Below are 19,772 nucleotides of genomic sequence, written 5' to 3'. Positions count from 1 at the left end.
TGGTTTAGTCGTCCGCGGGGGTACTGCTACTGGTGCTGTCGCCGACGACGTCTGCGGCGGTCTCCTGCTGTCCCATCGGTTCGGGGCTGTGACACTGTCGAACCATCTTTTTCGTCTCCAGTGGTGGCTCGGGCGTCGCCAGCGACACGGCGATGGTGACGATGAACACGAGCGGCGTCCCGATCAGCGCAGCGCCGATCGGTGGGACGTACTGGGCGTATATCGGGACGAGTGCGCCGCCTTCCCCAGCGGCTGCGCCGAGCGCGCCGATGTAGCTCGGGAGGACGCTGTTGATAATCGAGGTGATCCAGATGAGCAGGCCGAGCACCATCCCGGCCAGTGCGCCCTGACGGTTCGTGTTCTCCCACCAGAGGCCGAGGAAGAACATCGGGAACAGGACGACGCCGGCCAGCGAGAACGCGTAGGCGACCAGCTCGCCGATGAGCGCCGGTGGATTGAACGCGGTCACCGTCACCAGCGCGCCCATGCCGATGATCGTCCCGCGACCGATGAGCACCTGCTGGCGCTGGGTCGCGTCGGGATTGATCAGTTCGGTGTAGATGTCGTGTGCAACCGCTGAGGAGGCCGTGATGAACAGCCCGGCAGTCGTCGCGATAGCCGCGGCCATCGCCCCGGCCGCGACGAGGCCGACGAACCACGTCGGGAGGTTCGCGAACTGCGCGGCGAGCACGACGATCACGTCACCTTCAGCGCCGGACATGCCGCCTTCCGCGGCGTAGGCGCTCGCGCCCGTCGTCGTCTGGAAGAGGTCGACGCCGAAGGCCGCCATTGCGGGCGACGCCCAGTAGAGCAGGAGAATGAAGAACAGCCCCCACACGCAGGACCAGCGAGCGACGCGCTCGCTTCTGACCGTGTAGAATCGGACGAGGACGTGCGGGAGGCCACAGGTCCCAACAATGAGCGAGAACGCCGTCGCGATCCAGAGGTAGAACGGCTGGTTCACGAACGGCGCAGAGAACTCGCGGCCGAGGTCAGCGATCAGCGCACCGTACTCGATCTGCGGGAGCACCGTCGAGTACCCCTGCGAGAAGCCGACGACGTACACGCCAGCAAGGAACGCGACGATGAGGATGGTGTACTGGACGGCCATGTTCTTCGTCGCGCCCAGCATCCCCGAGAGCGCGAGGTAGCCGACGGTGATGGTCATCATCACGACGATCATCGGGATGATGTCAAGCCCGAAGACGTACTGCCCGACCAGTCCCATGCCGCGGGCCTGCCCGACGGAGTAGACGTACGCGATGAGCAGCGTGGTGAACGCGGCCAGCGCGCGGGCAGTCGGGGAATTGAACCGGTCGCCCACGAAGTCCGGCGCGGTGTATTTCCCGAACCGCCGCATCTGTGCCGCCAGGAAGATGAGCAGGACGAAGTAGCCGGTCGTCCAGCCAACGATGAACGCCAGCCCGTAGAAGCCAGAGAGCGCGACCAGCCCGGCGAGTCCCAGATACGAGGCGGCGGACATCCAGTTCGCGCCGATAGCCATCCCGTTCTCGATGTTGCCGATGCCGCGGCCCGCGACCCACATCCCCTCGGTGTCGGCCACCTTGAACACGTAGCCGATGACGAGGAACGACGCCATCATCAGGAAGACGATAATCGCCGGGACGAACTTGAACGAGATGTCGAGCGCCTCCGCCTGTAGTGGGACCGTCACTGCTCGACACCCCCGTCAGTGGCCGCTGCCTCGCCCGTCTCTGGAGCCGTGCTCTCGACGGAATCGATGCCGTACTTCTGGTCGAGCCGGTCCCGGTAGCGCGTGTAGACGACCGCCAGAATGAGCGCGCCCGTCGGCGCACCGAACGAGACGAGGAAGTAGTGCAGCGGGAAGCCAAACAGGGGCGTCTGCACGGTCATCATCTCCGGCGCAAGTGCGGTCAGCGTCACCGGGCCGAACACGACCAGCGCCCAGAGCACGAAACTGCTCCAGATGATCTTCAGGTGGTCGCGCATAAACGGCGTACTCGGTCGTAGCAGGTTCACCTCCCTGTCGAGGTAATCGATGTCGTCGTGGGCGGCCGCCGTGGTGCCGTCTGGTTGGATAGTTGACTCTTCTCGGTCCGCAGGCGTGTCTCTTGACATGGGTATGAAAGCTTGAAAATTCGTGGTGCTGTTCGCTGTTAGGGCTCAGTCACCCTGGACTTTGGTCTCGATATCACTGACAACGTCAGGGTTTCGCAGCGTACTCGTATCGCCCAGTTCCTCGCCGTTGGCGATGTCTTCCAGCAGGCGGCGCATGATCTTTCCGGAGCGGGTCTTCGGCAGTTCGGGCGTGAATATCACCGCTTCCGGCCGCGCGATGGGCCCGATAGCATCCTCGACGCCGTCGATAATCGCACTGCGGAGTTCCTCGTCCTCGTCGTAGCCGTCCTCGGTGATGACGTAGGCGTACACCGCCTCGCCCTTGATATCGTGGTCGCCACCGACGACAGCGGCTTCGGCAACGCCTTCCACGCCGACGATAGCGCTCTCGATTTCCATCGTTCCGAGACGGTGGCCGGAGACGTTGATCACGTCGTCGACCCGTCCCAGCACGGTGATGTAGCCGTCATCATCGATTTTCGCCCCGTCCTCTGGGAAGTACACCCAGTCGTCGGAGTCGTCGCTGTCGGTGTCCGAGTACTCCGCCCAGTACTCGTTGATGAAGCGTTCGTCGTTCTTGTACAGCGTCCGGAGCATCCCGGGCCACGGTTTATCGACAGTCAGGTAGCCGGCACGGCCGGGTTCGACTTCCTCACCCTCGGTATCGACGATGCGTACGTCGTTGCCCGGCAACGGCGGCCCGGCCGACCCCGGTTTCATGTCCTTGACGCCGGGCAGCGTCGTTATCATCATCCCGCCGGTTTCGGTCTGCCACCAGGTGTCGACGACGGGACACTCCTCGTTGCCGATATGTTTGTAGTACCATTTCCAGGCCCGGGGATTGATCGGCTCACCGACCGTGCCAAGCAGGCGCAGGCTGGAGAGGTCGTGTTGCTCGGGGTACTGTTTGCCCCACTTCATGAACGCCCGGATGGCCGTCGGCGCGGTGTAGAGCTGGTCGGCTTCGTACTCCTCGACGATGTCCCAGAGGCGGTCCTTGTCGGGGTAGTCCGGGGTCCCCTCGTACATCATCGTCGTCGTCCCGAGCGCGAGCGGGCCGTAGACGATGTAGGAGTGGCCGGTAATCCAGCCGATATCGGCAGAGCAGAAGTACGTGTCCTCGGGTTTGATGTCGAGCACTGCCTGGGAAGTCCAGGCCGCCCAGGCGAGGTAGCCACCGGTGGAGTGTTTGACACCCTTCGGCTTCCCGGTGGTTCCGGAGGTGTACATGAGAAACAGCATGTCCTCGGCGTCGCGGTCGACCGGCTCGACCGTTTCGCCCTCGTTGTCGGCGACGACGTCCTCAAAGGCGACCTGGTTGTCCGCGTAGTCGTGGTCGAAGCCGTCGCCGTCGATCAGGCGTTCGGCGACGATGGCGCGTTCGACCTCGTGGTCAACGCCGCCCAGCCCCTCGTTGGCTTTGTCGAGGTGGTCGAGCGGGTCGCCGCGGCGGTAGTAGCCGTCGCAGGTGACCAGATACTCCGAGTCGGCGGAGTTCATTCGGGTCGCGAGCGCGTCTGCAGAGAAGCCGGCGAACACAACGGAGTGGGGCGCGCCGATGCGGGCACAGGCTAGCATGGCGATGGGAAGCTGCGGAATCATCGGCATATACATCGTCACGACATCGCCCTCGCCGACGCCCATCTCCCGCAGGCCGGCCGCGAACTCGTTGACCTTCTGATGGAGTTCCTCGTACGTGTAGGTGATATTGTCTTCCTCGACTGGCTCACCGACCCATTCGATAGCGGCTTCGTCGCCGCGCTCGTCAAGGTGCCGGTCCAGACAGTTGGCCGAGGCGTTCAGTGTGCCGTCGGTAAACCACTCGTAGAACGGCGGGTTCGAGTCGTCGAGTACCTGATCGTAGTCGTCCTCCCAGTCGAGGAGGTCGGCGGCTCCCTCCCAGCACTCCGGCCAGTTCTCCTCGAACTCATTGTAGATACCCTCGTCCGTGACGTTCGCCTGTTCAACGAACGATTCCGGCGGCTCGAAAACCTCCTGCTCTTCGAGCCGTGCTTCGAGTTGGACATCTTCATCTGACATGGTCTATCATCGATATTTCACAGCGGCCATATAAACGGGGGGTCTAACTACGATAACATGAAACAGGGTTTCAGTTGTCGACCGGCTGTCGCGGTTCGGTCGGCCGGTCGTCGAAAAACGCGGTCAGAACCTTCTGCTGTGCCTTCCTGAGGTGATTGTGCAACGTCGGTGACGAGACGTCCAGCGAGTCCGCTAGCTCCTCAGCGGTCGAGCCGCGAGGCCACTCGAAATAGCCGCTGTGGTAGGCCGCCTGAAGAACGGTCTCCTGCCGGTCGGAGAGCGTGTCGGTCAGTCGGTCGCGGAACCCGGTATCTGTCTCGGCCGGCCGTTCCGTCTCTCGCTTCGCCGCTAACGACGTTTCCGGGTAGGCGTCGGTGACGGCGTTGACCGTCGGTCTGATGTCAGCCTCGCTGGGGAGTTCGACGGCGATAGTCGCCACACCGTCGGTGGCCGTCACAGAGCGAACGCGGCCGCCGCTCTCGACCAACTGGAGTGCTGGCGTGTCGGTGACGACGACCTCCAGCAACACGCCGTCGCTGTGCTCTTCGAGAAGTCTAGCGTCGGCCACGCCGTCGTCGTCGTCCGCATACGAGAGTATCGCGTCGGCCGAGGCGCCTTCGACCATCAGGTAGTACAGCAGTGACTGGCCCGCAACGGGGACGACGCCGGACAGTTCGACCGTACACTGTAGCGCCTCGGAGACGCCGGCGGTAAAGGTTCGCTCGTCCCCACAGTGAAACTCCAGCTCGGTCACCGTGTCGGCAAGCAGGAGGCGCTTGCGTTCGGCGGCGACCTGTGCGTGGCCGATCTGGACGCCGAGCGCGGACAGTACGGCGTGTTCCGTGTCGGTAAGCCCTTCGCCCGCCCCGACCCCGATGACACCGGACACGGCGTTTTCCCTGACGAGTGGGACCAAAGCGACCGAGTTGGCGCTGTCGTCGACGACACGAACCTCGCCCACGTCGAGCGGGGCGGTGACTGACTCGGTATGCTCATCGATCTGCTGCTCGACGGTCGACTCCGAGATCTCTGCCGTCGCGCGCGGTGTCAGTCCATCACCAGTCCGTTCGGCGACCCAGGCGAACTCGAAGCCTGCTGTCCCTGTTAGGTGGTCACAGACCGTTGTCGCAATCGCTTCACCAGTTGCAGCGGCCGCAAGCGCCTCGCTGACCGCCGTAATCCAGCCGACGGTTCGTTGCGGCTCGCTCGCGGCCGCCTGCCTGCCGGACCCGTCGACGGCTGCGACGATGGTTTCGCGGTCTGGTTCGTCAAGCAGCGGGTCCAGCCGGTCGAGTCGGTCCCAGCCGCCGAGCGCACAGACGACGTCTGGTGGAACGCCGTCGTCCAGCAGGCTTGCCGCGAACCGCCACCGGAGGTCACGCGAGGAAACCCCCTTCAGGCGTGGTGTCGTCTCAGCGGCTCGGTCGGCTACCTCGTTGACCAACATCTGGAGCCGACGCGGGGAGACAGAAAACAGCGGCTCGTCGTCGTCCACCCCGGCCGCGTTCGCGTACTTCCGCATATCGTGTTCGACCGAATCCGGAAGGGACGTCTCACGAACCACGTCACCATCCTCCCGAACAGCAAGCAGGCGATGCCCCTCGAACTCGACAATGTCGGCCAGCCGTACGGCGGTCATCTCCGCTGGGCGGAGTCCGACCTCCGCACCGAGCCGGAGCACGAGGTCAGACCGGTGCGTTTCAGCCGCGCGCCGGAGCTGTTCGTACCCTCGCTCACCGATGCGGTCCGCTTCGCCATCCATGTGTTTCGGAGGTTCACAGAATATCGAAATAAGTATTGCGCCCAGCACGCCGATTCCAACGAGAAGAGGACAGTAAAACGGTCAGCAAAGACGCCGTTGCCGCGGGTGCGCTTCGGAAATATAGAAATATACGAAACAGCTCACTCCCTTCTCGTCGTCGACTGGATCTCGCCGAGGATTTCGGGGTTACGTAGCGCGCTGGTATCGCCCAGTTCGTCGTCGTTCGCCACTGCGGTCAGCAGGCGGCGCATAACTTTGCCCGACCGTGTTTTGGGGAGGTCGGGCGTGAACACGACTTCCTTGGGGCGAGCGATACCGCCGATGGCGTTGACGATAGCGTCTTCGATGGCTGCCCGGAGTTCACTCTCGGCGTAGCCGTCTTCCGGGGAGGCGAACGCGTACACCGCCGTTCCGGTCGTTTCGTCGTCGGCACCGACGACGGCGGCTTCTGCGACGCCGGTAACGCCGGCGACCGTCGACTCCAGTTCCTTGGTACTGAACCGCCGGCCAGCGACGTTGATGGCGTCGTCGATCCGGCCGAGGAACGTGATGTAGCCGTCATTGTCGACTGAGACGCTGTCTTCGGGGTAGTAACGCCACTCTTTGGCGTTGTCCGGCACGCTACCCCAGCCTGTCCCGTCGAGCAGTGCCCGCGGCATCCCCGGCCAGGGTCGCGTCACGACGAGTTCGCCGGCCGTGTCCGACTCGGCGACCGCACCAGAGCGGTCGACGACGGACGCCTCGATTCCCGGTAGCGGCGTTCCCGCGGCCCCGGGTTTCATCTCGTCGACGCCGGGCAGCGTCGACACAAGTACTGCGCCGGTTTCAGTCTGCCACCAGGTGTCGACAACCGGGCACTCGCCGCCGCCGATGTGTTCGCGATACCACTCCCAGGCGCTCGCGTCCATCGGCTCGCCGACGGTGCCCAGCAGGCGCAGGCTAGAGAGGTCGTGCTTCGCGGGGTACTCCTCGCCCCATTTCATAAACGCCCGAACAGCAGTCGGTGCGGTGTAGAACACGTCAACGGCGTACTTTTCGATGAGCTCCCACAGCTGGTCTTTCTTGGGGTGGTCCGCTGTGCCGTTGTACAGTACTGTCGTCGTCCCGAGCGCGAGCGGGCCGTAGACGATGTAGGAATGGCCGGTAATCCAGCCGATGTCGGCAGAACACCAGTACGTGTCCTCGGGCTTGATGTCGAGAACTGACCGGGCGGTCCAGGCGACGTGTGCGAGATAGCCACCGGTCGTGTGTGTGACCGCTTTGGGCTCGCCAGTCGTCCCTGAGGTGTAGATGCGAAAGAGCGGGTCGTCGGCCGCCCGCGAAACCGGTTCGACTTCCGCGCCCTCGTGGGCCGCCAGCAGGTCGTGATAGTCGTCGTAGTCGTCGCCTAAGTGCACGTCACGGCCTAGTCGGTCAAGCACGACGACCGACACGTCGTGGTCGACGGCGATTCGTGCGTTATCGGCCTTGTTCTTTTGTGCGACGGCACTACCGCGGCGGTAGTAGCCGTCACAGGTGATGAGGTACTCCGACTCGGCCCGCTCCATTCGCGTCGCCAGCGCGTCCGCAGAGAACCCGGCGAAGACGACGTTGTGTGGCACGCCAAGACGGGCGCAGGCCAGCATCGCGACCGGGAGTTCGGGTACCATAGGCAGGTACAGCGTCACCACGTCGTCCCGTCCGACACCGCGGTCGCGCAGCGCTGCGGCGAAGGCGTTGACTTCCCGGTACAGTTCGAGGTAGGTGTAGGTGCGGGACTCGCCGAGGTGCCCCTCCCAGACCAGTGCGAGTTGGTTCTTGCGCTCGGGGAGGTGCCGGTCAAGACAGTTGTATGCGGCGTTTAATCGGCCGCCAGGGAACCATTCGAACGGTGGCCCGTCCGTTCCACGGAGTACCGTCTCGAACGGCTCCTCCCAGTCAAGCAACTCGGCGGCCTCGCGCCAGCAACCGGGCCACTTCCGTTCGAAGCGGTCGTAGACAGCCGGATCCGTCACGTTCGCCTGTTCAACGAACCAGTCCGGTGGTTCGACTGTCTCTCGCCCCGTCTGGGACTGGCCCCGATCCGGTTCGTCACCCCGTGTCATCAGTTGACAGTACATCGCCGCACTCAAAAAATATCCTATCTAATTGTGTACGACTTCGCTGCGAGAGCCCTACCGGTGCGGCCGGCCGTTCTCACTTTCGACATTGGCGACGGAACTTATATTGAGTCCTGTGGACAACGAGTGTACAAGAGGCCGGTACGGGGTATGAGCGACACCGAAAAGAAGATCGCCGATACGAAGGGGCAGTTCCTTCTGGCGGTCTCACAGGGCCAGCGGCTGACTGACGCCGAGTGGCGAAACTGTCGCATCGTCCTCACTACCGAGCGGGTCGCCCTGCTGGGCGACGACAAGCGACAGATTTCACTGACCGATATCGACCGTATCGCCGACCGGTTCGACGTGAACCAGCAGAGTGCCGGGGTCTCCGACTACGTCGCACTCTACGTCGGCGAAGACGTTATCCTCGTGTCGGCATCGGACCACGGGACGTTCGAGACCGACTTCTACCGGGCGAGTCTCGACGGCGCAATCGTGCTGGTTCAACACCCGGCACTGAAAGGCGGCGTCGTCCAGTCCGCCGAGTGGACGAAAGGCCGACTTAAAGTGACCGACGAGGCGCTGAAACTCGCGATGGCCGACGGGCAAGCCGTCGTCATTGACCGCGCCGACATCGGTGACCTCGCTGTCGAAGAGAAGCAGGTCAGCGGCGAGGAGCGGACTGTCATTCAGGTCGAGCACAGCGAGGAGGATATCAGCGTCGAAACACACCTCGCGGGCGAGGAGTTTCACGCGACTGTCCTCCGGACGATGCTCGAAGAGAGCGCCGAACAGAACCAGGCTGATCTGGACCTGAGCTCGACGGAGAAACGGGTCATCATGGCGCTGCACTCCGGCGTATCGCCGTTCGACATCCCCAATTTTGTCGGTATCGACGTCGAGAAAACCGAGGAGATCTTCGACCGACTGATCGAACTCGACGTGATAAGCGTGCTCCGGGAACGGACCGAAGTGAACCTGACGACGAAGGGCCGTCGGGTCGCTGGCGAGCGGATGGGCGAGCAGTAGTCCGTACCCGGAACTAGCGAAGCGTCGCGAGGTCCGAATATCTCGGGTTCCTGATTCGTTTGGTTTCGACGTCACAAACTGGATATGTGTGGCGAGTAAACACCGACCAATCTCGGTAAGGCCGCCATATTGAAGCCCCTCCTCCGTCTGCAATATGTATGCACATCGATACGGCTGTAGTCCTCGCTGCGGGTGAAGGGACTCGCCTCCGGCCGTTGACGCGAAACCGGCCAAAACCAATGTTACCGGCCGCGAACCGTCCGATCCTCGAACACGTCTTCGACGCGCTGGTCGAGGCAGGCATCGAGAAACTCGTCGTCGTCGTCGGCTACAAGCGCGACCGCGTTCAGGACCACTTCGGCCCAACGTACCGTGGCGTTCCTATTTCCTATGTGAGCCAGACGAAACAGCTCGGTAGCGGGCACGCACTCCTCCAGGCACGGCGCGTCGTCGACGGCCCGGTTCTGGTGATGAACGGTGACCGTCTCGTCGACGCGGCCACTATCGAGGCGGTAGATACCTCCTACGCGGAGACTGGGCACACGAGCATCGCTGTCATCGAACGACAGGACACCAGTCGGTACGGTGCCGTCAAGGTACAGGACGGCGATATCGTCGATATCGTCGAAAAGCCACAACACGACGATTTCAGGCTCATCAACGGCGGCGTGTACGCCTTCGACGGCGACATCTTCGAGGCTATCGACGAAACGACGCGGCACGCCGGCGAGCTGGCGCTGACCGACACTATCGAACTCCTGCTCGAATCTGATCGCATTCAGGCAGTCGAGGTCGACGGAATGTGGGTTGACGCGACCTACCCGTGGGACCTGCTGACCGTCGCCCGAGAGGTGCTGGCGCGGGGACGGGTCGTCGAATCGGCCCGAGACGAACAGGTCTGGGTCGACAACTCCGCACGCGTCCACGACGAGGCGACCCTCCAGTCGCCGGTCGTCATTGGCCCGGACTGTGAAATCGGACCGGACGCTGTCATCGGTCCGAACGTCGCGCTCGGACGCAACGTCACTGTCGGGGCCAACAGCGTCATCCAGCACACTGTCCTCGACGCTGACACGCGTGTCGACCCCAGTTCGACCCTCGTCGACACTGTCACCGGCCAAGACGTGAACCTGGGCGTCAATACGGTCGTCCCCGGCGGCCCGGCCGACGTGCAGGTCGGCACGGAAGTGTTTGAGGACCAGCGGCTCGGTGCCGTTATTGCCGACCGCGCCGTCGCGCTCGGGGACGTGAGCTTCGTCTCCGGGTCGCTCGTGGGCCCCAACGCTCAGCTCGCCACTGGCGTGACAGTCGATGGAACCGTCCGCGAGGGCGCGGAGGTGGTCCGCTGATGTGTGGTATCATCGGCTGTGTCGGCCGCGGCGACGAGACGCTCGACACGCTCGTCCACGGCCTTTCGAAACTGGAGTACCGCGGGTACGACTCTGCCGGCGTTGCGCTTGCGAACAGCCACATCGACCTGTGCAAACACTCCGGAAAAATCGCCGACTTGCGCGAGGCGCTGTCGGAACGGACGCTCTCGGGCTCGGTCGGCATTGGCCACACCCGCTGGAGCACACACGGCCCGCCGACTGACGAGAACGCTCACCCCCATCAGGACTGCACCGGTGATGTCGCAGTCGTCCACAACGGTATCATCGAGAACTACCAGTCCCTGCGAGACGAACTCGTGAGCGCCGGCCACACATTCACGTCTGACACCGATACCGAGGTCGTCCCCCACCTCATTGAGGACGCGCTAGAGGCGGGAGCTGACCCTGAAGACGCTGTCAGAGAGACGGTCGACCGACTTGAGGGAAGCTACGCCGTCGCTGTCGTCGTTGCCGGCTGTGACTCGGTATTTGCTGCGCGAAACGACTCGCCGCTCGTGCTAGGCATCGACGACGACGCGACGTATCTGGCCAGTGATGTGCCCGCCTTCCGGGACTTCACTGACAAGGTCATCTATCTCGCTGACGGCGAGTTCGCTCGACTCAACGGTGATGGATGGACCGTCACTGACACCGACGGCAATGTCGTCGAGAAAGACATCGACACTGTCCAGTGGGACCCAGAAGAGACCGGCAAAAGCGGCTACGACCACTTCATGCTCAAAGAGATTCACGAGCAACCTCGCGCGCTCCGGCAGTGTCTGCGGGGCCGGGTCGACGAACTCGCCGGCACGGTCGATATCGGCGACCTCGGTGGACTCTCCCCGACCGGCGTCCAGTTCGTCGCCTGCGGGACCTCCTACCACGCTGCCCTGCATGGCGCGCAACTGTTCCGCGAAGCGGGCATCCCCGCCCAGGCATTCCTCGCCAGCGAATACGCCACGGCTACGCCACCTATCGGCGACGCGCTCGTCGTCGGCGTCACGCAGAGCGGCGAAACCGCAGACACGCTTTCGGCACTTCGGGCGGCCCGCCGCCGCGGCGCGCGGACGCTGGCCGTGACCAACGTTGTCGGCTCTACCGCAGCCCGCGAGTGCGACCACGCGCTGTACATCCGTGCCGGGCCGGAAATCGGCGTCGCCGCGACCAAGACCTTCGCCTCACAGCTGGCCGCGCTGAACCTGCTCGCGCTTGGAACGTCCACCACCGGCGACGCCCGGCAGGTCATCAGTGCACTCCGTGACCTCCCCGGCCACGTTCAGGAGGTTCTCGACGAATCTGCCGCTCAGGAGGTCGCCGAGTTGTATCAGGACGCCAACGCCTACTTCTTCATCGGCCGGGGCTATCAGAATCCCGTGGCGCTTGAAGGCGCGCTGAAAATGAAGGAGATCACCTACAAGCACGCCGAGGGCTTCGCTGCGGGTGAGCTAAAACACGGCCCGCTGGCGCTGGTGACCGAGAACACGCCGGTGTTCGCTATCGTGACCGGTGACGACGAACGCGCCCGCAAGACGATCGGGAACGTCAAAGAGGTCGAGGCACGGGACGCGCCGGTGGTCGCGATTACGGATGGACAGAGCGACGTTGAACGATACGCAGACCACGTGCTCAAGATTCCGGAGACCCATCCGCGAGCCGCCGCGGTGCTGGCGAACACGCATTTGCAACTGGTGTCGTATCACACGGCTGCGCTGCTGGAGCGGAACATCGATAAGCCACGCAACTTGGCAAAAAGCGTCACGGTCGAGTGAGAATAGCGAGTAATTGACCGGCAGTGTGTGTTTCGCGTGGGCCGGTGACAATGACCGCTGATCTCGACGCTACTGTGAGCCACAACTTTCCGCTGCCCTGTTACCTTGCCGCTATGACTGTCTCTACACCGTTTACCGAAACCCGAGATAGCAGCGTCGCAGTGTGGCGATCGTGGTTCTCACGTTTAGTGCCGCACTACTCCCATGCTGGAACGTTTGCTTGATACCCAGCGGCTCTCTACGAACGATGGACTGTGGTCGAATACTTGGCAGATAATATTCAACCAACCAACAGTTTTCAGGAGTCCTTGGATGCGTTTATGATATCAACAACAACGCCCCAGACCTGCCTCGAAACGAGTTTCATATCGTAGCTAAACGACTGGTCACGCACGTATTCGAGGTCGTATCGCAGCTTTTCGCTCGGCTCTTTTCCAGTCACATGATTAATCTGGGCAGGCCCGGTCAGGCCTGGCTTGACGAACCATCGTTTCTGCCAGTCAACGACACCGCTCTGGATATCCGAGTCCAGTTCCGGCCGTTCGGGTCGTGGGCCAACGACGCTCATATCACCCCGTAGTATCGACCAGAGCTGTGGGATCTCATCCAGATGCGTCTGTCGCAGCACTCGACCAACCGATGTCACGCGTGGATCGACCCCACCCGCATCCTCGTCACTGATTTTCACGCCGGTCTCGTCTTCGGCGTTCTCGATCATCGACCGGAACTTGTAGATGGAGAAGGTTTCACCGAAAACTGCTGTTCGGTCTTGTCGGTACAGTATTGAGCCACCGTCTTCTGCTTTTATTGCGACTATAATCCCAATAATCAGGGGCGATAGCGCGACCAGCCCAGCCGATGCAAACGTGATATCGAACGCACGCTTGAGAATATAGTCCTGTATGTCCCATGGCTCTACCTCCACGTCGATCAGGGTTCCGACGCCACCGCTGGCGGTCAACACAGAGTCTGTATGGTCGCGATGGACTTTCGCGTTGACACCATACTCGTAACAGGCGTCGAGAGCGCCGAAGAACTCCGCCCGGTCGGCATGTTCAAACGCCAGCACAACAGTGTCGATATCATACTCGACGAGTACGTCCTCGATTCGCGAGAGGCCACCCAGCCGTTCCAACCCACTGGTGTTAGTTCCGCCGTCAGCGATGGCTTCGGTCCGTTCGACTGTCGTAATGACACTCGTCGGACAGAGATAGCCCAGGAGCGTTCCGTCGACTTCACTTGCCACTTCTTCTATCACCTTGAGGTCGTCCCCAACGACGATGGTTCGTTCGCCGTTCGACGACGGCTGCTTGCGAATCCACACGAACCACGCGGGCAGTACGACCAGTAACAAGGGAGTCAATAACACGACAGTCAAGCGCGGCAATCGGTACGTGTAGTCGAAGTAGCCGATTGTCGCCAAGACAAGAACTGCTACGAGCACCCGCTTCTGGGCCAGTGCTATAGCGTCGAGAATTCTTCGTGGGCGGGGTTTGTACAGTGGGAGGAACACACTAACGACGACTGCGATTGTGACCAACAGTTCAAACGTGAACTCCGACCCAGTTGGGGGGTCAGTCGGTAGCCGATTGAACACCGGGATAGTTGTCGCTATCGACTGGAGGGTAGCGTTGTTAACAAGTGCGACGGCGGCCGCTGTCAGTACGACGACGCCGGCTACACTTGCGACCCGGTACCGCCAGCCACTATCCATTATCAGTGTGATTGCCGAGTTCCGGCATAAGTCCTGCGTCCGGGGACTCAAATACTGAAGCTACTGTGCGTGGACACGCAGTCCAACCGCCCTGAAGGGCTGTTGTGCTATTGAGAGGAAGTGCTTCACGAGAGGTATTCGTGAGCCGATGTATCCACAGCGAACGTACCAGCGCAGTCGTGTCGGGTATCGCAACGGTGCTCCAACTCGCGTTGTGCCTGTTCCGTTTGGCGCTGTACGATGGATATCGTCTCACGGTGGTGGTCTGCCCTTTCGATTGAAATGTTGTACAACTGTGCGACCTACGTGACCGTGTGGTTACACTAGTTACTGGCGAGACGACCCGGTTTAGTCTCTCACTCGCTTGCAGCGATGTTCTCGGCGGCTATCTCCGGGTCAATCTCGCCCTGTAGCCGTTTCTCGGCCTGATCTCGGTCCTCGGGATAGCCGATATCGTTCCGCCAGCCATCCATGCGGATCGCATCGATCGTTCGCCCGGAGTGTAACAGGAGGTCAATCGCATCACTGATTTCGTACTCGCCGCGATTGGAGGGCTGCACCAGGTGGCAGGCGTGGAAGATAGCTGGCGTGAACGTGTAGAACCCAGTCATCACAAGGTTCGACGGCGGCTCTTCCGGTTTCTCGACGACTTCGGTGATCTCGCCGTACTTGTTGGTGTCACAGACACCGTACCGCCCGGCCTCTTCCCACGGGACTTCCTCAACGAGGAAGGCGGCGTCGGCACGTTCCTCCGCCTGACGGTTGACGACGTCCTGGAGGTTCGCTTCGAAGATATTGTCGCCGAGCATCAGCATGAAGTCGTCGTCAACGTGTTCTTCGACGGTCAGGAGTGCGTGGGCAAGGCCGTTCTGTTCGCGTTGGTGGGTGTAGGTAATCGGGACGCCATCGAACTCGTCCTCGTAGTGATTAATGATGGCCTGCTTCTTGTAGCCGACAACTACCAGCAGTTCGTCAGCACCCAGTTCGATCAGTTGCTCGAAGCAGTGGGTCAGAATCGGCTTCCCCGCGACCTCTACCATCCCTTTTGGCTTGTCTTCAGTCAGCGGACGGAGACGTGTCCCCTCACCAGCGGCGAGTACGACAGCTTTCATATATCTCAATTCGTTGGCCGTCCGATAAAACTCTTGTCGAATTATAATATCCGAATTATAATATCCGCCCCTCGACTACTGCCGCCCGATGAACGTCAGTATTGTCGGAAGCGGATACGTCGGGACAACGGTCGCCGCGTGTCTTGCGGATCTCGGACACGAAGTGGTAACGATAGACATCGACGAGGACATCGTCGACGCGGTCAACGACGGCCGGTCGCCGATACACGAACCTGGGCTTGACGAACTTGTCGCCGAACACGGTGGTGGGCGACTCCGGGCAAGTACCGACTACGAGGAAATACTCGATACTGAGCTGACGATGCTGGCGCTCCCGACGCCTTCGAACGACGACGGGAGCATCGACCTCCAGTTCATGGAAGCCGGTGCGGCATCCGTCGGCGAGGCACTGGCCGGCGCTGAGAACGCGGCAGCGGACCCACACCTCGTCGTCACGAAGTCGACTGTCGTCCCGAATACGACCGAAGATCGGCTCGCCCCACGTCTCGCCGACGCTGGTCTCGAACGCGGGACGGACTTCCTCGTCGCGTCTAATCCCGAGTTCCAGCGCGAGGGGACGGCTGTCGCGGACTTCCTGAATCCCGACAAACTCGTCTTCGGGACGGACGACGACCGCGCAACGGAGCTTCTCCACGACCTCTATGCGCCGCTGCGCGAAGCCGCTGACGGTGACGTGCCGGTCGTCGAAACCGGTATCCCCGAGGCCGAGATGATAAAGTACGCCAACAACACGTTCCTCGCGACGAAAGTCAGCCTCATCAACGACATCGGGAACATCTGCAAGGAGTTCGGCGTCGACGCCTACGAGGTGGCCGATGCCATTGGACTCGACGACCGTATCGGCGAGCAGTTCCTCCGGAGCGGCGTCGGCTGGGGCGGCAGTTGTTTCCCGAAGGACACGGACGCCATCATCGCCGCGGCGCGGGAGCAGGGATACGACCCCGCAGTCCTTTCGGCGGCCGTGGAGCTGAACGATGCCCAGCCCGAGCGCCTCCTCGCTCTCCTCGACGATCACATCGATGTGTCCGGGAAACGCGTCGCCGTTCTCGGGCTTGCGTTCAAATCTGGCACGGACGACATCCGGAACACGCGAGCGGTACCGGTCATCGAGGGGCTGCAGGAACGCGGCGCAGACATCGTCGCCTATGACCCGGTCGCGACCGAGAATATGCGCGAACGCTACCCCGATATCGAGTATGCCGACTCGGCCACGGCCGCTCTTGCGGGGGCATCAGGCGCCGTTGTCGTCACTGATTGGGACGAGTTCGCGGCGCTCGACGCTGCATTCGACGACATGGCCGACCCTATCGTCGTCGACGGCCGACGCATCATTGAGCGGCGCGACGGCATCACCTACGAGGGATTGACCTGGTGACGAAGTCAGTTACGTGCTCGCATCCGTCTGTCGAGGACGGCTACCGTGCCGGCAGCGAGTAGCGCCACAACGAGCACGGTCGGGTCCGAAGACACGTACAGGCTCGGCGTCGGCGGCCGCCAGTTCGTGAACGGATACAGCCAGGCACTCGCTCGTCCGTCGGCGTACACTCGCATCCCATCGAGCAGAAGCGACGTGAGGCCGCCGAACGCCACGAGGCTGAACACACGCCGCCAGTGGCGGCTACTGAATGCGACGGTGATGACTCCAGCGAGCAACAGGACTCCCCCAAGTGTCGACAGGGGCGCGTATGTGAACGGAACGCCGAGAAGTGCTTCGACTACCCTCTCGTCTAGCACGATTCCGACCTTTACCAGATCGGGAATCGCCGCACCACCCATCCCAACGACGACCCAGCGTTGATCGAGCCAGCCGACACGCCAACTCGCGACCGTGAGAAGGATATATGGGACGAGCAGGTGTGTTAGCAGGTCAGCCATCGCGGGCCTCCAGCGTCCACGTCTCCCGGTCAATTCGCCAATACCGGAAGAACAGCAGCAGGAATCCCAGTGCGCCGATAGCCGAGGCACCGTACTTGTAGAACTCGGCCCACCGACTGCTGTTGACGACCTCGACGCGCTCGGCCGCTATCGTCTGCGCTGGTTCGAGCGTCCCGTACACCTGAACGACGCCACCGGGTTCGACGGCTGTTCTCGTCTCAGTGACCCTGAGTGTGATTGCCGTCCCATCGTTTTCGGCCCTGATTCGCATCTCGCCTTCGCTGGTCTCTGTCACCGTGCCAAACACCATGAGCTGCTGCCCGACGTACGACTCGTACCCGGTCGAAAGGTCCGCCGCGTCTGGATACGGTGATCGTTTGTCCTCTGTTATCTCCGCGTGAACGAACAGTCCCCCGAGTGTCAGACACAGCACGAGCACGATGACGATACGAACCCAGACGCGCACATCCTCTGTTCTTTCGGTGGGTGCAATGGTCGTTTCGCTTCAGAACTACGGCGTACCAGTCTGCGGAAATCACTCGACGGTGACGTTACCGCCGTCGTACACTGTCTGTTCTGTGACTTCGACAGTCGTTTCACTGCCGTCATCGGTCGTCACGGTGTACGTCCCGGGGTTTGCGACGGTAACAGTGAACGCACCGTTCCGGTTGGCTGTCGTCTGGCGCTCGTAGTCGACCTCTCTGTCCGAGACAGTGACTGTCGTTACGACCGAGACGGTCGAATTCGGGGCTGCAGTCCCCCGGATCTCTCCACCGGGAACGACCGCGAACGCCTTGTGGCTCCCGTCTTCGCTCGTGAAGAGCGGTCGGTAGTGAGCCAGCCCGTCTACATCACTGCTCCGGCTTCCGAAGTGCTGGTGTAATCGAGTGTACATCGTGTTCGGTTCATCCAGTTCCCTCTCTGTCGTTACGACGTATCCGACTCGACCAGAAATCCGATTGTGGGCTTCATCAGGACCTGTCGATGCGATGAACGGCCCGTACGTCTGGCGGGCGTAGCCGTAGCTCTGTGACTCACCGTTGACGAAGTAGTTGTACACGCGGTTCTGTCCCCAGCGACTGAGCACGTAGTCCTCGGGGTATTCGAGCCCGCGATCGGCGGCGTCTGCCTCGATTGCAGTCGCCGCACCGTAGGTCCCGTCCTCGACGAGCACTTGACTCGTTTTGACTGGAACCTGCACCATTCCGAGGGCCCCGAACAACAGAAACAACACGATCAGCGACGCAACTGCCCGGCTGTCGGGAACGAGTACGTCTCGAAGGTCGCTGTCGCCAGTCGTCAGCACCGGTCGGGCGAGATCGACCCACGAGGCGACCCAGACGAACGCGAGGCCGGCGAACAGCGCGAGAAACGGGGCCAGTTCGCCGACGAAACGGACCTGAATCACAGCAAGGGCAAACAGTATCCAGGCGTAGCTACTGGCGACGAGCCAGCCGCTCCGGTCACTCCGAGCGAGGTCGACGCCCCACACCATTGCTGGGAGCGCCAGGAACAGCGTCAGGCCGAGCAGGAACAGGAAGCCAAATGCGTCTGCGTTGAACAGTCCGTACGTCTCAGCGATCGCATCGGACCGAAACAGCAAGTCGAGCCGGCTACTGAACGTGCTCCACTGTTCTGTGAAGCCAAAGCGAAAGACAAGGAGACCGACGACGCCGAGACCGATGTCGGCCGCGGCCAGTTGCCCGGTAGTGCCACCGAAGCGCCTGGCTACTTCTGCTGTCGCGATGACGACGACAGTGCCCAGCGTTAGCAGTGCTGGCGCACTAGCGACAAGCGCAGTTTGCCAGCCGGTGACAGTATGGACACCGCCAGCGAGTATCGCACCGAGGCTGACGCCGGCAAGAACTGGTGCGTTTTTGACCAGTGCCGATCGGTCGTTTGAGACATCCAGCAGTGTCTGTCCCAGCACCACCAGACTGGCTGGCAGGACAAGCAACGGTCCGGCCTCCCACGCAAGCACCTGGCCGGCGATCCCGACCCCGATACCGACCGCGGCAATCCACGGCTGTGGTCGACGAAGCGATGTTCGATTCGTGGCCGTCGTTAGCGCAACCACGAGTGCAAGGGCGGTGAGCCCCAGCCAGGGGTAGTCGAAGGCGTGGTGGTCTGCGAACCCGAGGCTCGTCCGGAAGGCGTGGCCGGGAATAAACGCCAGAAAGAGGACCGATGCAAGACCGACGCGCCGGTCGCTAGACACCCGAACTGCGAGTAGATAGAGCAGGACGCCCGTGACGAGTGCCGACACGACCGGATACCAGGCGAGAACGTGGCCGATGACTTCCTTGCTCCCGCCGAAAAGGCTGGCGACCCACCAGAGCGTCGCAATCGTGAGTGGCTCCCCGTTGGTTATTCCACCTGGGAGCACGGAGAGCGCCCCGAAATCGGCTGCACTGGCGGCGTTCGCCGCGACCTGTTCGATGTGGTATCTATAGTAGTAGGGGTCGTTACTTGATAGAACGATGTCGCCGCCGCGATATATCGACCCGATGACGTACGTTCGGGCGACGAACACGACCGCTAGGGCGGCAACAAACAGGCCAGTTGCTCGTGCGTCGAAATCAAACCGTAGCGCGTCACGGAAAGCCGTCTCGTGCCCGCTGTCGCGACCGACTTCGGAGTCCCCGCTGAGCGCGGCCCGCACAGCGTCGGGATCAGCGACGCGGTACTCGTCACCGTCTTTCTCGACGATGCCCGTGGAGACGAGTTCACCGAACTGGCCCGAATCGATGGGAATGTCGTCGAACGTCCAGCCGTCCTGTTCGTCGTCGACGGCCAGAACCGCCGCTGTCGCGTCTCGTAGCTCGGGCCGGTCATCGAGTACCGCTCCCGCCCCGGGCGTATCGCTCATGTGTCCTCTCTTTCCGGTCTGGCGAATAAA

Annotated in this window: 14 protein-coding genes; 4 read left to right on the top strand and 10 right to left on the bottom strand. The window is 62.2% G+C overall.

The window, feature by feature from the left end; all coding sequences use genetic code 11:
* Positions 1–4: 4 nt before the first annotated feature.
* The 5 genes from AV059_RS05205 to acs (AV059_RS05185) all read right to left on the bottom strand — a co-directional run bounded on the left by AV059_RS05205 (position 5) and on the right by acs (AV059_RS05185) (position 7,986).
* Positions 5–1,675, bottom strand: a complete 1,671-nt coding sequence (locus tag AV059_RS05205) for a cation acetate symporter (RefSeq protein ID WP_058992775.1) — start codon at positions 1,673–1,675, stop codon at positions 5–7.
* The gene (locus AV059_RS05200; protein WP_058992774.1) at positions 1,672–2,100 is read right to left on the bottom strand and encodes a DUF4212 domain-containing protein; all 429 of its coding nucleotides are present in this window, start codon (positions 2,098–2,100) and stop codon (positions 1,672–1,674) included. Before AV059_RS05200 ends, AV059_RS05205 begins: the two co-directional genes overlap by 4 nt.
* A 45-nt stretch (positions 2,101–2,145) precedes the next feature.
* On the bottom strand, positions 2,146–4,140 hold the full coding sequence (acs, locus tag AV059_RS05195) for an acetate--CoA ligase (protein ID WP_058992772.1): 1,995 nt from the start codon (positions 4,138–4,140) through the stop codon (positions 2,146–2,148).
* Positions 4,141–4,210: 70 nt separating this feature from the next.
* The gene (locus tag AV059_RS05190; protein WP_058992770.1) at positions 4,211–5,902 is read right to left on the bottom strand and encodes a bacterio-opsin activator domain-containing protein; all 1,692 of its coding nucleotides are present in this window, start codon (positions 5,900–5,902) and stop codon (positions 4,211–4,213) included.
* Positions 5,903–6,042: 140 nt separating this feature from the next.
* The gene (acs, locus tag AV059_RS05185; RefSeq protein ID WP_058992767.1) at positions 6,043–7,986 is read right to left on the bottom strand and encodes an acetate--CoA ligase; all 1,944 of its coding nucleotides are present in this window, start codon (positions 7,984–7,986) and stop codon (positions 6,043–6,045) included.
* 165 nt (positions 7,987–8,151) lie between these two features.
* On the opposite strand from acs (AV059_RS05185), the gene AV059_RS05180 reads away from it, so the two are divergent.
* The 3 genes from AV059_RS05180 (at position 8,152) to glmS (ending at position 12,151) form a co-directional block, all read left to right on the top strand.
* Positions 8,152–9,012, top strand: a complete 861-nt coding sequence (locus AV059_RS05180) for a CheF family chemotaxis protein (RefSeq protein ID WP_058992765.1) — start codon at positions 8,152–8,154, stop codon at positions 9,010–9,012.
* 158 nt (positions 9,013–9,170) lie between these two features.
* Entirely contained in the window at positions 9,171–10,361 is a 1,191-nt protein-coding gene (gene glmU / locus AV059_RS05175) for a bifunctional sugar-1-phosphate nucleotidylyltransferase/acetyltransferase (RefSeq protein WP_058992763.1), read from the top strand.
* Complete coding sequence (glmS, locus tag AV059_RS05170) at positions 10,361–12,151, top strand: glutamine--fructose-6-phosphate transaminase (isomerizing) (protein ID WP_058992760.1); 1,791 nt, start codon at positions 10,361–10,363, stop codon at positions 12,149–12,151. Before glmU ends, glmS begins: the two co-directional genes overlap by 1 nt.
* A gap of 298 nt (positions 12,152–12,449) precedes the next feature.
* Here glmS and AV059_RS05165 read toward each other — a convergent pair whose 3' ends face one another.
* Both AV059_RS05165 and aglF read right to left on the bottom strand, forming a co-directional pair.
* The gene (locus tag AV059_RS05165) at positions 12,450–13,865 is read right to left on the bottom strand and encodes a sugar transferase (protein WP_058992758.1); all 1,416 of its coding nucleotides are present in this window, start codon (positions 13,863–13,865) and stop codon (positions 12,450–12,452) included.
* A 356-nt stretch (positions 13,866–14,221) separates the two neighbouring features.
* Complete coding sequence (aglF, locus tag AV059_RS05160) at positions 14,222–14,977, bottom strand: UTP--glucose-1-phosphate uridylyltransferase AglF (RefSeq protein WP_058992757.1); 756 nt, start codon at positions 14,975–14,977, stop codon at positions 14,222–14,224.
* A gap of 88 nt (positions 14,978–15,065) precedes the next feature.
* Here aglF and aglM point away from each other — a divergent pair, with 88 nt between their 5' ends.
* A complete protein-coding gene (gene aglM, locus AV059_RS05155; RefSeq protein WP_058992755.1) occupies positions 15,066–16,373 on the top strand; it encodes a UDP-glucose 6-dehydrogenase AglM in 1,308 nt (435 codons plus the stop codon).
* A 5-nt stretch (positions 16,374–16,378) separates the two neighbouring features.
* Here the strand turns inward: aglM and AV059_RS05150 are convergent, their stop codons facing one another.
* From AV059_RS05150 to AV059_RS05140, 3 genes are all read right to left on the bottom strand, one after another.
* The gene (locus tag AV059_RS05150; RefSeq protein WP_058992753.1) at positions 16,379–16,873 is read right to left on the bottom strand and encodes a hypothetical protein; all 495 of its coding nucleotides are present in this window, start codon (positions 16,871–16,873) and stop codon (positions 16,379–16,381) included.
* The gene (locus tag AV059_RS05145) at positions 16,866–17,339 is read right to left on the bottom strand and encodes a hypothetical protein (protein ID WP_058992751.1); all 474 of its coding nucleotides are present in this window, start codon (positions 17,337–17,339) and stop codon (positions 16,866–16,868) included. The genes AV059_RS05150 and AV059_RS05145 overlap by 8 nt, the downstream gene beginning before the upstream one ends.
* Before the next feature lie 69 nt (positions 17,340–17,408).
* Complete coding sequence (locus tag AV059_RS05140) at positions 17,409–19,742, bottom strand: STT3 domain-containing protein (RefSeq protein WP_058992749.1); 2,334 nt, start codon at positions 19,740–19,742, stop codon at positions 17,409–17,411.
* Between the last annotated feature and the right edge of the window lie 30 nt (positions 19,743–19,772).

It is taken from the genome of Haloarcula sp. CBA1127 (genome assembly GCF_001485575.1).
GTDB lineage: Archaea > Halobacteriota > Halobacteria > Halobacteriales > Haloarculaceae > Haloarcula.
This window is presented reverse-complemented; position numbering and strand designations above follow the sequence as displayed.